The following is a 14,130-nucleotide window of genomic DNA, read 5'->3' as shown; positions in this document are numbered from 1 at the left end:
TGACCCTAACGGCCGGGTTGCGTCGATGGGGCGTGTTGGGCGAGGGCGTTCTCCAGGGCTGGCAGGAAGCCGCGCACGTGAGGGTTGCGCTGTCGACGACGGAGGTCGGCGGCAAGTTGGTGGAGCAGCGCCGCGCTGCGAGGCGAGCGGACGACATCGAGGCGGTCGGCGGCGATCCGGCCGATCTCGCAGGCTGCCTCCAGGTCTCCGTGCGCGCTGTGCCCCAGGGCCAGCCAGGCTCCCTCGAACATGGCTCGGCGCTGGCTTGGGTCGCCGCGCGGCACGTCGTACGCCCCGGACCTGAGCATCTCGGTCCCCTGGGCGAGGAAGCGACGGCTCTTTTTTCCGCTCTCCGCCTTCTGCTGTGCACGACCCATCTGGATGAGGCCGTAACCAGCCTGGCAGTCCAGGTGGTTGTCGGTGAGGAAGTACATCCAGCGGGGCTCTTCTTGGCGGCCGTCCCGGCTTGCGATCAGTTCGCGGGCAGCGCCACGAGTGTGGGCGAAGTCGTTGTCACGGCCGGCGGCGGCGTATGCGTAGGCGAGCCGGGACAGGACGGATGCCCGGACGGCCAGCGGGGCGGCATCGCTCGCACGGCGGGCGGCCTCTCCGAGGGCGATGGCGTCCGCGGGGTGTCCTCGACTCGCCGCCTGGAAGGACAGGTCGCCCAGGATGTGGGCACACAGGGGGAGATCATTGACCTGATGCGCGGCCCGGAGCGCCGTGACGAAGTAGCGCTGCGCCAGTCCGTGGTCGGCCGCGTCGAAGGCCATCCAGCCGGCCAACTGGCCGATCTCCGCCAGCGCGCGGATCAGACGGCTCGCGACAGCCGGAGAGTGGCCGCCTTCGCGGATCAGCAGCCCGACAGCCCGGAACTGGGCTCCAACGTAAGGCAGATGACGTGCCCCTCCGTGCTCGTCATCGAGCAACTGGAGCATGGGGAGATGCTGCTCGACCTGGTCCACGAGCGGATCGGTGCCGAGCGACGACGTCATTCGAGGTGTGTACTGACCGCGTCCCGCGGTGCCGTCGAGGTACTGGGCGACGATCGCGAGGAGTCCCGCGCCCGAGATCGCGAGGAACCGACGGCGGTCGACGAGCCCTCCCATCACCCAGTCCTCCACGATCGCCTCCATGCCCTGCGCGGTCCAAGGCCGCGCGAGATCCGTGTCCGCGGGAACCAGCGCTGACGAGTCGCCCACACGGCCCTGCCACAGTTCGGCCACCGAGACATTCCTACCCAGCTCCTGGGAGAGCACGTAGGCGGCCATCATCGGCAACGGCGAGCGCGGCAGGGCGCCGGCGTCCCGCCAGTGGTACGGCGCCGACTCGGCCACCGTCCCCGCTCCGAAGACCCGGTTGAGCTTGCGAGCGAGCGCCTTCGGGCTCCACCCGAGTTCGTCGAGGCACCCCGCCAGTACGACGTTGGGCTCGCCTGTCTGCGGTGCCACGTGCGACCGCCCTTCGCTCCAGTGGTTCGTCCATCACTTCGCGGGCCCCATGGTGATGCCCCTGGACGGACGATTCACCACCGCTGCATGGAGGTTGACCGAGTTGACCCACTGATCGGGTCCTGTCTGACCTTCCCTCTCCTGTGTTCTTGGATCCCGGCGGAGGCGCCCGTCTTCCGAGCCGACGGAGAAAGAGGTGGGCCTTGAGACAGCACACGAGCACCTCCCCAGGCCGACCGGGCGGTGTGCTGGACCGTGACGCCGGACGACCAACCTCCGCCCCCGGACGAGGGCTTGCCGCTGGTGACGGCACGACCTCCCTGATCACGGATCTGCCGTACGGACCGGAAGCAGCCGAGGTCACCCGGGGCGCCGTGACGCTGGCGCTGCGTGGCACTGAGGAGGACGTACTTGCCGATGCCCGCCTGATCGGGTCGGAGCTCGCGACGAACGCCTTCGTCTCGGGCAGTCCTCCGTTGGTTCTGTGCGTCGACCGCAGGAGTCTGGCCAGTGGCGGCCTGGAGATCGAGATCACCGTCACCGACGGCGGCTGTTCCCGCCCGGCACCCGCTTCTCCTACCGCTCCTGACGAGCAGGCCGAATCAGGACGGGGACTGGTCATCGTCCATGCCTTGGCCGATGCCTGGTCGCTGACGACTGGCACCAGCGGCTCTCGTGCCTGGTGCCGACTCACCCACAGGCCGTGCTCCTCGTCCGCCGGCGCCTGATGTCCACGCCTGCCCAAACCCGTCCTCCAAGGAGGCACCACACAGTGCGCATCGACCATGCGACTTCCCCACCCTCACTCACGGCTGTGCCGGAGGCCGCTCGTCAGCCCAGGGTCGTCGTCGCTCTCCACGAGGGCTTCTACGGCGCGGCGTCGGGCACCGGCTTCAGCAACCGCGCCTTCCTCACAGCACTGGCCCGGCTCCTGCCGGCAGGCCGCCTCTCAGTGATCACCCCGCACGTGCCCGAGACTGCGGGAGCGCACGATCAGCGGTGGGCCGGCGAGGTGCGGCAGATGCTGCGGCAGGCCGCGGCCGAGGTCATCACGATCCCGAAGGTCAACGCGCCGCCGGACTCGGTCCGCGGCTCGGTTCAGCTGTGCGACCTGGCGGGCGAGGCGGCCATACGCATCGCCGCGCGGGCGAGCCGGTGCCTCCTCGTCGGCCTCGACATCCCGTTCCTCGGGCTCGCGCCCTACACGTCGCCGACCACGGACCTGCTGCTCGTGCCCCGCTCCACCACCGCGCTGACGCGGCCCAAGGACGTCTCCCGCGTCCGCTGGGAGCGGGACGCCCTGCGAGCGGCGACACTCCGAGGTGCGCGCGTCGGGGCCATCTCCTCCCACCTGCGAGGCCACCTCGTCGTCAACTACGCCGTCCCTCGGTCGAGCATCGTGAGCATCCCGAACGGACTGATCCGTGAGGAGACGGTCAGGCCGGCCACGGCTCTGCCGCTGCCTTTCAAGGCCCGCGCCGGATTCCTTCTCGCCATGGGCCGCGCAGTCCCGACGAAAGGCTTCGAAGATCTCCTGGAGGCGTTGCGCCTGCTGAAGGAACGCGGTGTCCCCGTTCCTCACCTGCTGCTGGCCGCCGTGACCTCGGAGGAACACAAGCACCCGTCCTCGTACCAGCAGGACCTGGCGGCACACATCCGCGCGCACGATCTGGACGCGACTCTGATCACTCGCTTCACCCCCGCGATCCGTGCCTGGTTGCACAGCCCGGCCCTGCGCGTGGTCATCGTTCCCTCTCGCGAGGAGCCCTTCGGCCGGATACCCCTGGAGGCGTTCGCAGCCGGTGCGGGCCCGGTGGTCGCGACCACGGCCGGCGGCCTGGCTCAGACCGTCATCGACGGCGAGACCGGCTTCACGGCCGCACCGCAGGACCCCAGATCCCTGGCATCCGCCCTGCACCGGGCCCTGACCGTCCTGCCCCGAGAACGCGATCGGCTCCGGAGCGCCGGGGCGACCCTGGTGCGCTCCCGCCACGACTACGAGGCCAGCGTCGGTTCCGTCATGGACCGCATCGCCCCTTGGGCGCTGGCGCGGTCAGCCACCGTGGAGGGCCGCGCGCGATGAACCGGCCGGTGGTGCTGATCAGCCTGGAGTCCCCGCACTCCTTCTGGCGGCTGTCCTCCGAGCACGAGCGTGCGCTGTCCGCCGCCTTCCCCGGCGTCGAGTTCCGCAGGGCGACCGAGGAGGCCGTGCCGCACCAGCTGGCCGACGCACACGTCTACTTCGGGTGGCGATTCGCGCCCTCGTGGCTGTTCGCCGCGCCACATCTGAAGTGGATCGCTTCCCCGGCCGCCGGCACCGACCATCTGCCCGTCGCCGAGGCGCACTCCGTCGGGGTGGCCCTGACCCGCTCGTACGGCTTCCACGGCAGGCCCATGGCCGAGCACGCCATGGGCCTGGTCCTGGGCTTCTCCCGCGGGCTGTTCACCAGCCAGCGCGTCCAGCGGAACCGTGCCTGGTGGAAGGACGACCTGGCCGAGGAGTTCTTCGACCTGGCGGGGGCGACGATGACCATCGTCGGCTGCGGCAGCGTCGGACGCCACCTTGCCCAGGCTGCTCGGGCCTTCGGCATGAACGTCATCGGAGTACGCCGGACACCACCTGCGGCTTCTGAAAGCGGGATCACGTGGGTGCACACGACGGCGGTGCACCAGGCGGTGTCCGTCGCCGACGTTGTGGTCAATCTGCTGCCCGCGACCCCTGACACGCACCGCTACTTCGACCACGACCTCTTCTCGGCGTGCAAGCCCCGCTCTCTCTTCCTCAACCTCGGCCGCGCGGCAACCGTCGACCAGTCGGCCCTCCTGGCCTCCCTCGACACCGGCCACCTGCGCGGCGCGGCCCTGGACGTTTTCGATCCGAAACCGCTACGCGCCCGCCATCCGCTGCGGCTCCACCCTCGGGTCGTACTCACCCCGAAAAGCTCGGTGTTCTGCCGCGCGTACATGGACGAGGCGGTGGCGTTCTTCGCCGACAACCTGCACCGCTACCTCTCGGGCCAGCCCCTCAACGGCCTGGCCGAGGCGCCCGCCACCCGCTCTCCGCTCGTAGGAGGCTGACCAATGCCCACCGCAGACCACGACGACCTGGCCGCCGCCTTCGCCGCCGCAGGCCGCAACCACCCCTACCTGGCCTTCACCCTGAACTCGCTGTGCAACCTGGACTGCGTGTTCTGCAAGCCCAGGTGCATGCCGGACTACGGACACAAGGACCGGCCCCTGACCGCCTCCGACTACGCGGCCATCGCCACCGAAGCCGGGACCTGGAAGATCAGCAAGGCACACTGCTCCGGCGGTGAACCGACCCTCCGAGCCGACATCCTCGACGTCATCGCGGGCCTCGCCGACGGCCTCGGGCCCGCCGCCGCGATCGGCATGACCAGCCACGGCAACCTGCGCCGGGGACTGAGCGTCGAACAGCTCCACGACGCCGGCCTGACCTACCTCAACCTCAGCCTCCACAGCCTCGACCCGGCGCGGTCCGCCGCGATCATGGGCGGCGGCGACCCGCGCACCACCCGGAACACCCTCGACGCTGCCCTCTCCCTCGGCCTGCGAGTGAAGATCAACTGCGTTCTCCAGCGCACCTACCTGGACGACGCCTTCGCCGTGGCCGAACTCGCCCGCGACCTGCCCATCGCCGTCCGCCTGATCGAACTCCAGAACATCGGCCCCGCCCAGGCGCTCTTCGACACCGAGTTCATCACCGAGGCAGAGGTCCGCGACCGTCTCCACGAGTGGTTCGCGAACGCCGGCGAAGTCCACCGGAACCAGCTGGGCGTCCGCAGCCCCGGGCAGTACCTCCGTCCCGACGGCTGGGCAGGATCGATCGGCTTCATCTCCAACTCCAGCTGCGCCACCTGCTCCGACGCCAACCGGATCAAAATCACGCCCACCGGAGTGGCGCGGCCCTGCATCCTGCACAACCGCGACATCCCCCTGAAGCCCCACCTCGCCGACGGCACCCTCGGCGACGCCTTCGCCCACCTCTTCCAGGCCATGCTCGACCGCAACACCAACGACGCCTGGCAGGGCTTCCACTACGTCGACTACGACCTGCGCTGGGACCGGATGGAGCGCCCCGAAGGCACACCGGTCCTACCCCTGCTCCCCGTCCTCCCCACGAGAGCGGCCGGCCCCTCCTGCGCCCGCGCCTCCACCGGGGAGCGGTGATGATCGTGGTCGACGCGCCGCCTCTCTACCAGGAGCTCGGCGCTCTGTACGAAGGCGAGCTGGACGCTTACGGCGTCGAGGCCGTGATGCTCACCCACAAGTGGCAGCCGGCCGACCTGCTGGCTCCGCACTCCGACCTCGACGTACGCGTCCTCCTTCCCCAGGCCCCCGCCGACTGGGAAGAGTGGAACCACCGCCTGGCCGCCGCACACGCCGCCGCAGTCGACCGGGAAGTCGTCCATCGACGTCTCCTGGAGCACCCGCCCGGCTTCGCGTTCACCGTGTCCGAGGCGGACGGGCGACTCGTCTCCGCGCCCGAACTCGCGACCTGGTCACTGATCAGCGGCAGCGCGCGTGACTTCCAGCGCTGGAAGTCCAGGGCTCAGATGGCGCCGTGGTGCGAGGTCGATGAGCGGTTCTACCGGGGGATCCTCCAGGCCCGGATGGGCGGCCGATACCAGCTGGCCGCCGACAGCACGGACAACGTGGTCGAGGACATCGCCGCGTACCGGCGCCACTGCGTGGCGTGGCACTACCTCGCCCCGTGCTGGTTCGCTGCCGCCGCACTCGCGACACGGACCCGCTGCCCCGGAAAGACGGCGGCCCTCACCCAGTGGCGGCCGGAGGGACTGGACGGATACGCCGAGCTGTTCCTCCGGCACTCAGAGAACCGCGCCGATCTCCGACCACGGAGTCCGCGCCACCTGCTCCGCGCGGCGCATGTAGCTCTGGAGGCGGCCATGCGCCGCGTTCCTGACGGGAGCCGCCCAGACGGCCAAGGGCATGAGCACGCTCGTACTGACTGGGTGATGACGGCCAGCATGCTCCGTGTACGCGTCGCCCGCTGGCTGTACTACCTCGACCCGCCGCCTGGCGTGGCGACGGAGTACCTGATCCGGCGGGAGGCGAAGGAACTCCGCTCCGCCGCGCAAACGCTGACCGTGCTCGCGGCAGACGAGGCGACTGCCGCCCAGCGGCTGGCCGCCCGGATGGCGGCGCTGATCCCCACTGGACCCACCACCGCCGACATCCTGCACGCGGCCCTCGCGCGCTGGCACCAGCAGAAGACCACCGTCCAGGACTTCCTCAGCTTCCCGCCCGACGACGTCCACCTCTGACCCAAGGAGACTCGCCAATGACCCCGCGTGCGCCGGTGCCCCGCACCCTCAAAACGGCCAAGGTCAAGATCACCACGAAGTGCAACCGGCACTGCGACTTCTGCATCTTCGCCGACGGCGCCCAGGGCGAGAACATGTCCCTGGACCTGTTCTCCACCATCCTGACCCGGCTGGAGACCATCCCCTTCCAGCAGCTGCACATCAACGGCGGCGAACCCACGGTGCATCGGGACTTCCCGGCGCTCAGCGACGCCGCCCGCACGCGGTTGCCGGACAAGGTCATGGTCCTGGGCACGAACGCCATCACCCTGGCCCGCAACCAGCCGATCATGGAGGCGACCCTCCGCACCTACGACCAGATACTCATCGGCTGCGACGACGAACACGGGAACTACGACGAGGTGCACGCCGTCGTGCCCCGCCTCCGCGAAGCCGGCAAGACCGTGGTCGTCAACAGCGTCCTGGAAGGCATCAGTTCCACCCGGCTCACGCAGCTCGGGGCGCTGTGTAAGAAGTACGGCGCCATTCATGTCACCAACCACGTGCACCACGTCGACGTGGGCCAGCCGGCGAACGAGCTGCGCGGCCTCTGCGACCGCTACCTCGACCAGCACCTGATGATCGAGATGGACGGGTCCTGCTACCGCTGCTTCAACGCCATGGCGAAGGACGACAGCGAGTTCAGCGTCTGGGACGAGGACTTCGCGGCCAAGGTGTTCGCGCCGCGCGCGCACCACTTCCGGTTCTGCCTGCGCTGCCACGAGTACACCGACTCCGGCGCCGCACTCGTCCCCGCCCTCACCGTCTGACCGGGAGGTACACCACCATGCCCGCAGTCCTCGGACTGAACTTCCACCACGACACGGCCGCCGCGTTAGTCGTCGACGGCCGCATCTACGCCGCCGAGGAGGAGCGCTGGAGCGGCGTCAAGCACAACCACCCCACCCGCAAGGGCACGCTCACCGCCCCGACCCGCGCACTCCAGTGGTGCCTGGAGGCCGCCGGCATCGAACCGGAGGACGTGGACGCCGTCTGGGCGGCCTCCATGCGTCCCAACCCCGCGGCCGGCTGGTGGCTGGCCGAGGAGCGGGAGGAACTCGCCGCCCTCCTGCCCGCCCCGCTCGGCGAAAACCTCCGCCTTCTCTCCCACCACACGGCCCACGTGCTCTCCGGCTACCTGCTCTCCGGGCACGAGCACGCCGCGGGCCTCGTCATCGACGCCGGCGGCTCCTCCCTGGGATCCGACTTCGGCCCTGGCCGGGAGCGCATCACGGGGTACGACCTGTGGCCTGATCGCATCGACCGCCTCCACCAGGGCATGCCGGCCGTCGTGCCGGACCCGGTCGGGCCTCGGCGCGTCCACTCCTCCCTCGGGCACTTCTACCGGAACCTCGCCCGGAGGGTGATCCCACCCGGCGACGAGCCCGAGGGCAGCATGATGGCGCTCGCCGCTTTCGGCGATCCCCAGCGCTACGGCGCACACGTCCGCGAACTGGTCCGGCTCGGAGACGAGGGCGAGGTCCGCATCGATCATCCGTGGGGTTCGGCGGACAGCAGCACACCGCTGCTGCTTGATGGCCGGGCCTGGACCGCCGACAACGTCGCGGAACAGCCGGAACACAAGCGTGCCGACCTGGCCGCCGCCGTCCAGGAGATCTTCGCTGAATCGGTCGTCCACATCGCCCGCCACCTGCAACGACTCAGTCGGGCCTCAACGTTGGTGTTCTCCGGCGGATGCGCCCTGAACTCCCACCTAAACGGCCAGCTGGCCGCCGACAGCGGCTTCGACACCCTCTTCGTCGCACCGGCCCCGCACGACGCCGGCACAGCCGTTGGCGCCGCGCTCTACGGCTGGCACTACCAGCTCGGGCAGGAGCGCCTGCCGGTGCCGACCGACGCGGCCTGGGGTCCGAACCCGGGCGCGCTGCCAACGACAACGGTGCCGCCCGGCTATCACGCCTTGCCCCACCTCGGGCTCGGGCTGCCGGCCGCAGTGGCGGCACTGCTCGCCGAGCACCGCATCGTCGGCTGGGTGCAGGGGCAGCTCGAATTCGGGCCGCGTGCCCTCGGCCATCGCTCGATCCTCGCCCACCCCGGTCACGCCGCCACGAGGGACCGACTCAACGTGATCAAGAAGCGAGCCGCGTACCGCCCGTTCGCGCCGGCCGTCCTCGCCGAGCACGCCACGGAATGGTTCATGTCGGCGGGCGACCCGTTCATGAACCGTGTCGCCACCGTCCGACGGTGCCGAGCCGACCGAGTCGCGGCGGTCACCCACCACGACGGCACCGCCCGCGTCCAGTCCGTCGCCGCCGACCACCAGGGCCTGCGCGATCTCCTTGAGCGCTTCCGCGACCTCACCGGACTGCCGCTGCTGCTGAACACATCCTTCAACCGCAAAGGCGCCCCGATCCTGCGGACCGCTGAGCAAGCCGTGGCGGCGACGGTGGAGCTGCGCCTTGACGCCCTCGCCGTCGGGGACACCCTGCTGCTCGCCGACCACGTCCCCGATCCCCGTGCCGCGTCCCTTCGTACGAGGTGAGGCGGATGGATCCCATCGATCTCGACCACGTCCTGACCGTGCTCGGTGCCGCGGCGTGGAGCCTGAACGAGCAGTCCCGCGCCCGCGTGGCCGCCGGCCTCGCTCTCACGGTCTACGACGGCCACACCCGCGACCAGGGCACGCCTTACCTGGAGCACCCTCTGGCCGTCGTCAGGCTCTTGCGAACGGAGATCGGCGTCCGGCGCCCCGAGACCCTCCTCCTCGCTCTCCTCCATGACGCCTTGGAGGTGTCCCCTGAGGCGGAGGCACTGCTCGTCCATCACCTCGGCGGCCCGTTCACCGCTCGCCTGCGTGCCATGACGGCCGACCACCGCCTCGAACAGCGCACGAAGTCCGTCGGCGACGAGACCCGCTGGCGCGCGAAACAGGCCGCACTCCCGCCCGAGGACCTCCTCGTCCGGCTCGCCGACCGCCTGCACAACCTCCAAGACCTCACCGCGTCCCCGAACCTCGACCGGCGCCGACGGTTCCTCCAGACCCTGGGCGATTTCCACCTCCCCCTCGCCGACGCCGCCCGCGACCTCGACCCCCATCTGGAGACCATGCACGCGCGCCTGCACGCCGAGTACGTCCACCACATACAGGAGGTACGTCCGTGAAACGGGTCGTCTACTCGATGGAGCCGGTCGGCCGGACCGGCGGCCGGGTCTACCTACGGATGCTCCACGAGGTGACGGCCGACGACGTAGAATGGCGCACCGTCCCAGACCACAAGCGAACCTACCGGGTCCGCCGCTGGCGCAAGCTCCGCCACCTCGCCCGCCTGGCCCCTTCCATACGGGCGCTCCACGGCACCACCGGCACCTTCGTGTGGGACGACCTGAGCCTGCTGCTGTTCACGCCCGAGATGCGCGCCCGCACGGTGTTCCTCCTGCACCACTACGAGCCGCTCCAACATGACTCCGCCCCCATCGAGGCCATGCTCTGGGAGCGGCTGTTCCGCGTTCTGCCGCAGTGCGCCGCCGTCGTGTGCGTCGCCCCGTACTGGGCCGACCAGCTCCGCGCCCGCGGCGTCCGCAACGTACGGGTGATCTACAACGCCTTCGACATGGCCGAAGTAGAGCAGGCACGCGGTTATGACCGGGCCGACTGCCGCGCCGAGTTCGGCCTGCCACCCGACGTGATCGGCGTCTACGCGGGCAAGGCCGTGCACTGGAAGGGGACCGAGGAGGTCTCGGCAGCCCTGGCCGGCGTTCCCGGACTGCGGGTGATCACAAGCGGGAGCAACACCATCGGCCTCGACAGCGCGCACTACGACGTCGAGCGGGAGCGGTACCTGCGTCTTCTGCGCGCCTGTGACGTCGGTGTCTTCCTCCCGCGGATGCGGGAGGGCTGGAGCCGCTGCGCCGCCGAGGCTTTACTCCTCGGCCTACCCTGCCTCATCCGCCCGGTGGCCGGCCTGGGCGACCTCGCCACGCTGGCTGGCCAGCCGGCCCCGGACCTCCGCCGCCTCCCGGCACAGATCCGGCAGCGCGCGGCGACACGCCACACCGAGGCCAAGGCGAGGTACGAGGCCCTGGCCCGGTTCGACCTGAACTACTTCGGCGACGCCTGGGGCAACCTCCTGGCGCAGGTCGCCTGACCAGCGGCTAAGCCTGGGTGGCCAGCTTCTTGCTGGCGGCGTCCAGACGGGCCAGCACGCGGTCCCGGCCGAGCAGCTCCATGGACTCGAACAGCGGGAGTCCGATCGTCCGGCCGGTGACCGCGACCCGGATGGGCGCCTGGGCCTTGCCCAGCTTCAACCCGTGCTTCTCCCCGACGGCGAGCAGGACGGCCTTCAGGTCGTCCGCCTTCCAGTCCGTGATGCCGGCCAGCTCGGCGCGGGCGTCCGACAGGATGTCGTCGGCGCCCGCCTTCATCGCCTTGTTCCACGACGCCTCGTCCTCGACCGGCTCGTCGAGGAACAGGAAGTCCACATAGCTGGTGATCTCGGAAAGCAGCGCCAGCCGGGTCTGGGCCAGGGAAGCCGCAGCCTCGAAGACGTCCTTGTCGAACGCCTCCGGCCGCCACGGCGCGTACGGGGCGACGAGCCACGGCGCGCAGGCGGCGGCGAACTGCTCCGGTGACAGGGCGCGGATGTACTCGCCGTTGAACGCCGTCAGCTTCTTCACGTCGAAGAAGGCCGGCGCGGTGTTGACGTCCTCGATCCGGAAGAGCTGCTCCAGCTCCTCGTACGGCCTGATCTCCCGGTCGTCACCCGGGCCCCAGCCGAGCAGCATGAGGTAGTTCACCATCGCCTCGGGCAGGAAGCCCTCGGCGAGGTAGTCCTCCAGCGCCACCTTGTCCCGGCGCTTGGACAGCTTCTGCCGCTTCTCGTTCACGATCACCGGCAGATGCGCCCACACGGGCGGCTTGGCACCGAGCGCCTCCCACAGCAGCTGCTGCTTCGGCGTGTTCGACAGGTGCTCCTCACCACGGATGACCTGCGTGATTCCCTCATCCAGGTCGTCCACGACGTTGGCGATGAGAAAGACCGGGGATCCGTCGCCGCGGGCGATCACGAAGTCCTCGATCGCGCTGTTCGGGAACGCCGGCTCCCCGCGGACCAGGTCGACCACGACGGTCTCACCCTCGTCCGGCGTCCGGAACCGCAGCGCCCGCCCCTCCTCGAAGGCCAGCCCCCGGTCCCGGCAGAACCCGTCATACCCGAGGTGCTCCGACCCCGTGCGCTCCTTCAGCTGCTCCCGGGTGCAGTCGCAGTAGTACGCCCGGCCGGCCGCGAAGAGCTGCTGAGCCGCTTCCCGGTGCCGGTCGGCGTTGTGCGACTGGAAGTACGGCCCCTCGAAGGCCGGGTCCTCGCCATGGATGCCGATCGCCGCGAGCGCACTGATGATGCCCTCGGTCCACGCCGGCTTGTTCCGGGCCGCGTCGGTGTCCTCGATCCGCAGGACGAACCTGCCGCCGGACTGTCGCGCCACCGCCCAGTTGTAGAGAGCGGACCGTGCACCACCGACATGGAACATGCCGGTCGGGGACGGGGCGAAACGAACGCGAACCGGGGCAGTAGACATGCGCTCCAGGGTACCGATGCCGGACCTGAGCCCCGGACCACTCGCCCCACCCCGCTACGGACGTTTTCCGACCGTCCTCCTTCTGCTCGCCCCCTCTGCTTTCAAGGCGCTGATGAAGCGTGACCCGCTTCCTTGTTACAGCTGATCCATCCAGTTCCGAATAGCCTGGTCCAGACGCGAGCGCAGCCGGGCAGCCGCCGTCGTACCAGGGAGCACCTGCGGATACGCCTCGCTGTCCTTCTTGGCTATCAGCGCGCCAAGCGTGTCTGAGCGTTGCGACGGGAAGACGAGGGACAGCTTCTTCCCGCCCAGTTCTTGCGCCAGTCCAAGAAATCCGCGGCCGATTCCAAGGGATGGCGAGATGCTGTAGCACTTCGCTTCGATTGCGGCTACGAGTCCTCTGCTCCGAGGGTGAACCATGGCCCGACGGCTCCGTTCCGCCTCCTGCTGGTCAAGGACCGCAACGTCACACTCGTGAGCCACCTTCGATGTGGGTGCCGCCACGTACACGCCAAGGTGGATCTCCAGCTGCTTTCGGAGCCCAGGGAAGCGGACCATGGCGTACGTGAAGTCACCGGACCACAGGTTCCCCGGCGATCTACGGAAGCGGAGTGCAGTGGCTGGGTTCGTGCCATCCTGGGTCAAGAGCACCGATCCGCCTGCCGCTCTCGCAGCCTCAACGCACACGACGAGCAGCGACGCCTCGTATAGATCCGACTCGTCGGCGTTGTTTCGGTACACAGGCTGTAGAGCACCGATCGCCTGCTCAATAGCCTGAACCAGGCCATTCCTGCTCACTGAACCTCCGCGATGACATCGGTCTCGTCAGACAGCAGTTCGCGGACGATTCTGCGAGCTATGCGTGCACGCTCCGTCTCAGCCTTGAGGTCAAGGTACGTGGGTGGCTCCAGCTCTGGATCGCCGAATCGGATGGTTGTCTCCATCTCGCGCTCCACAGCGAGGTCCAGTAGCGCCTTGCGTGACGCATACATCGTCTCGGCCATGGTGAGAAGGGCCGATCTCACCAGCTCAATCCGCTCCTCGTCGGTGTACGGGAGTACGGCGATGTCAGTCTTGCCGAGTGGCGGAAGTTCAGCCTCAGCTAGACGACTGGCACGGGCCTCGTACTCCCCCTCCTGCTTGAGCCGCTGCTCAGAAGCCACTCGACCTTGCCGAACCTCCTGGCTCAGCTCGTCAGCAAGGGACGGTAGTTCCTCCCTGAGCTGCGCAATAATGCGTGCGAACTGCTCGCTGTCGACGGGCACGCCGCTTGCCCTCCTCTGATGTCGGGACCAGGACTGTACCCAGCAGGACTGACAACGGAGGGCCCTTTTGACAGAGCCAGTGACCCCTGCCCAGCGGAGCCCAGGACATCGGCGAGAGCCCGACACCGTGGGCCGTCCGCAAGCAGCAGCTCCTGAATCGCTCCCTTGACTCAGGGCTCAGGGGCGGAGCCTTGGCGACTTGACTCTGGACCCAACTCGCGATGCGCACGGCTACCTCTTGCCGGCGGTGGTCCGCGGGCGTCAGGTGGTAATGCTCCAGCGGAGCCCCCTTGCTCTCGTAGCGCACGCTCATGCACCGAGGCTACGGCCCTCCGGCTGGTAGTGGCGAAGCCGCGCTTCTCACCACCTGTGTGTGTCGGTGCCTCGATGCCTCTCGGAGACGGTCGCCGCCCCCAGACGGCCTCGCACACGCCTGCGCGCTCTTGACTCGAATGTTGAATCAGTGCACTCCGCTTCCCAGAGGGACCCACTCCGCGGTATGGTTTTACAATGTCTGAGCAGCAAGAAGAA

At 69.2% G+C, this 14,130-nt stretch carries 13 protein-coding genes; 9 read left to right on the top strand and 4 right to left on the bottom strand.

The window, feature by feature from the left end; translation table 11 throughout:
* Positions 1-5: 5 nt before the first annotated feature.
* Positions 6-1,451 (bottom strand): carph-isopro domain-containing protein, encoded by a 1,446-nt coding sequence (locus ACF1DX_RS14535; protein ID WP_391791509.1) that lies wholly within the window; start codon positions 1,449-1,451, stop codon positions 6-8.
* Between the two features lie 374 nt (positions 1,452-1,825).
* Here ACF1DX_RS14535 and ACF1DX_RS14530 point away from each other — a divergent pair, with 374 nt between their 5' ends.
* From ACF1DX_RS14530 to ACF1DX_RS14490, 9 genes are read left to right on the top strand one after another with little or no spacing between them, the layout of a single operon-like run.
* Complete coding sequence (locus ACF1DX_RS14530) at positions 1,826-2,179, top strand: ATP-binding protein (protein ID WP_391791508.1); 354 nt, start codon at positions 1,826-1,828, stop codon at positions 2,177-2,179.
* A gap of 44 nt (positions 2,180-2,223) precedes the next feature.
* Positions 2,224-3,534, top strand: a complete 1,311-nt coding sequence (locus ACF1DX_RS14525; RefSeq protein WP_391791507.1) for a glycosyltransferase family 4 protein — start codon at positions 2,224-2,226, stop codon at positions 3,532-3,534.
* The gene (locus tag ACF1DX_RS14520) at positions 3,531-4,529 is read left to right on the top strand and encodes a D-2-hydroxyacid dehydrogenase (protein ID WP_391791506.1); all 999 of its coding nucleotides are present in this window, start codon (positions 3,531-3,533) and stop codon (positions 4,527-4,529) included. The genes ACF1DX_RS14525 and ACF1DX_RS14520 overlap by 4 nt, the downstream gene beginning before the upstream one ends.
* 3 nt (positions 4,530-4,532) lie before the next feature.
* A complete protein-coding gene (locus ACF1DX_RS14515; RefSeq protein ID WP_391791505.1) occupies positions 4,533-5,642 on the top strand; it encodes a radical SAM protein in 1,110 nt (369 codons plus the stop codon).
* A complete protein-coding gene (locus tag ACF1DX_RS14510; RefSeq protein WP_391791504.1) occupies positions 5,642-6,760 on the top strand; it encodes a hypothetical protein in 1,119 nt (372 codons plus the stop codon). The genes ACF1DX_RS14515 and ACF1DX_RS14510 overlap by 1 nt, the downstream gene beginning before the upstream one ends.
* A gap of 17 nt (positions 6,761-6,777) precedes the next feature.
* The gene (locus ACF1DX_RS14505) at positions 6,778-7,569 is read left to right on the top strand and encodes a radical SAM protein (protein ID WP_391791503.1); all 792 of its coding nucleotides are present in this window, start codon (positions 6,778-6,780) and stop codon (positions 7,567-7,569) included.
* Between the two features lie 17 nt (positions 7,570-7,586).
* Positions 7,587-9,302, top strand: a complete 1,716-nt coding sequence (locus ACF1DX_RS14500) for a carbamoyltransferase C-terminal domain-containing protein (RefSeq protein WP_391791502.1) — start codon at positions 7,587-7,589, stop codon at positions 9,300-9,302.
* A 5-nt stretch (positions 9,303-9,307) separates the two neighbouring features.
* On the top strand, positions 9,308-9,922 hold the full coding sequence (locus ACF1DX_RS14495; protein ID WP_391791501.1) for an HD domain-containing protein: 615 nt from the start codon (positions 9,308-9,310) through the stop codon (positions 9,920-9,922).
* Positions 9,919-10,905 (top strand): glycosyltransferase, encoded by a 987-nt coding sequence (locus ACF1DX_RS14490; RefSeq protein WP_391791500.1) that lies wholly within the window; start codon positions 9,919-9,921, stop codon positions 10,903-10,905. The genes ACF1DX_RS14495 and ACF1DX_RS14490 overlap by 4 nt, the downstream gene beginning before the upstream one ends.
* A 7-nt stretch (positions 10,906-10,912) precedes the next feature.
* On the opposite strand, the gene gltX is transcribed toward ACF1DX_RS14490, so the two are convergent.
* From gltX to ACF1DX_RS14475, 3 genes are all read right to left on the bottom strand, one after another.
* On the bottom strand, positions 10,913-12,286 hold the full coding sequence (gltX, locus tag ACF1DX_RS14485) for a glutamate--tRNA ligase (protein ID WP_391791666.1): 1,374 nt from the start codon (positions 12,284-12,286) through the stop codon (positions 10,913-10,915).
* Positions 12,287-12,469: 183 nt separating this feature from the next.
* Positions 12,470-13,132 (bottom strand): hypothetical protein, encoded by a 663-nt coding sequence (locus ACF1DX_RS14480; RefSeq protein WP_391791499.1) that lies wholly within the window; start codon positions 13,130-13,132, stop codon positions 12,470-12,472.
* A complete protein-coding gene (locus tag ACF1DX_RS14475; protein ID WP_391791498.1) occupies positions 13,129-13,599 on the bottom strand; it encodes a hypothetical protein in 471 nt (156 codons plus the stop codon). The genes ACF1DX_RS14480 and ACF1DX_RS14475 overlap by 4 nt, the downstream gene beginning before the upstream one ends.
* Positions 13,600-14,130 lie beyond the last annotated feature (531 nt).

The sequence above is a fragment of the Streptomyces sp. NPDC014676 genome (genome assembly GCF_043084105.1).
GTDB lineage: Bacteria > Actinomycetota > Actinomycetes > Streptomycetales > Streptomycetaceae > Streptomyces.
This window is presented reverse-complemented; position numbering and strand designations above follow the sequence as displayed.

Bases quoted from the DNA above. Each gene is read 5' to 3' on its own strand.
- ACF1DX_RS14500 (WP_391791502.1), top strand. From the start codon at position 7,587: ATGCCCGCAGTCCTCGGACTGAACTTCCACCACGACACGGCCGCCGCG.
- ACF1DX_RS14495 (WP_391791501.1), top strand. From the start codon at position 9,308: ATGGATCCCATCGATCTCGACCACGTCCTGACCGTGCTCGGTGCCGCG.
- ACF1DX_RS14515 (WP_391791505.1), top strand. From the start codon at position 4,533: ATGCCCACCGCAGACCACGACGACCTGGCCGCCGCCTTCGCCGCCGCA.
- gltX (WP_391791666.1), bottom strand. From the start codon at position 12,286: ATGTTCCATGTCGGTGGTGCACGGTCCGCTCTCTACAACTGGGCGGTG.
- ACF1DX_RS14510 (WP_391791504.1), top strand. From the start codon at position 5,642: ATGATCGTGGTCGACGCGCCGCCTCTCTACCAGGAGCTCGGCGCTCTG.
- ACF1DX_RS14520 (WP_391791506.1), top strand. From the start codon at position 3,531: ATGAACCGGCCGGTGGTGCTGATCAGCCTGGAGTCCCCGCACTCCTTC.
- ACF1DX_RS14505 (WP_391791503.1), top strand. From the start codon at position 6,778: ATGACCCCGCGTGCGCCGGTGCCCCGCACCCTCAAAACGGCCAAGGTC.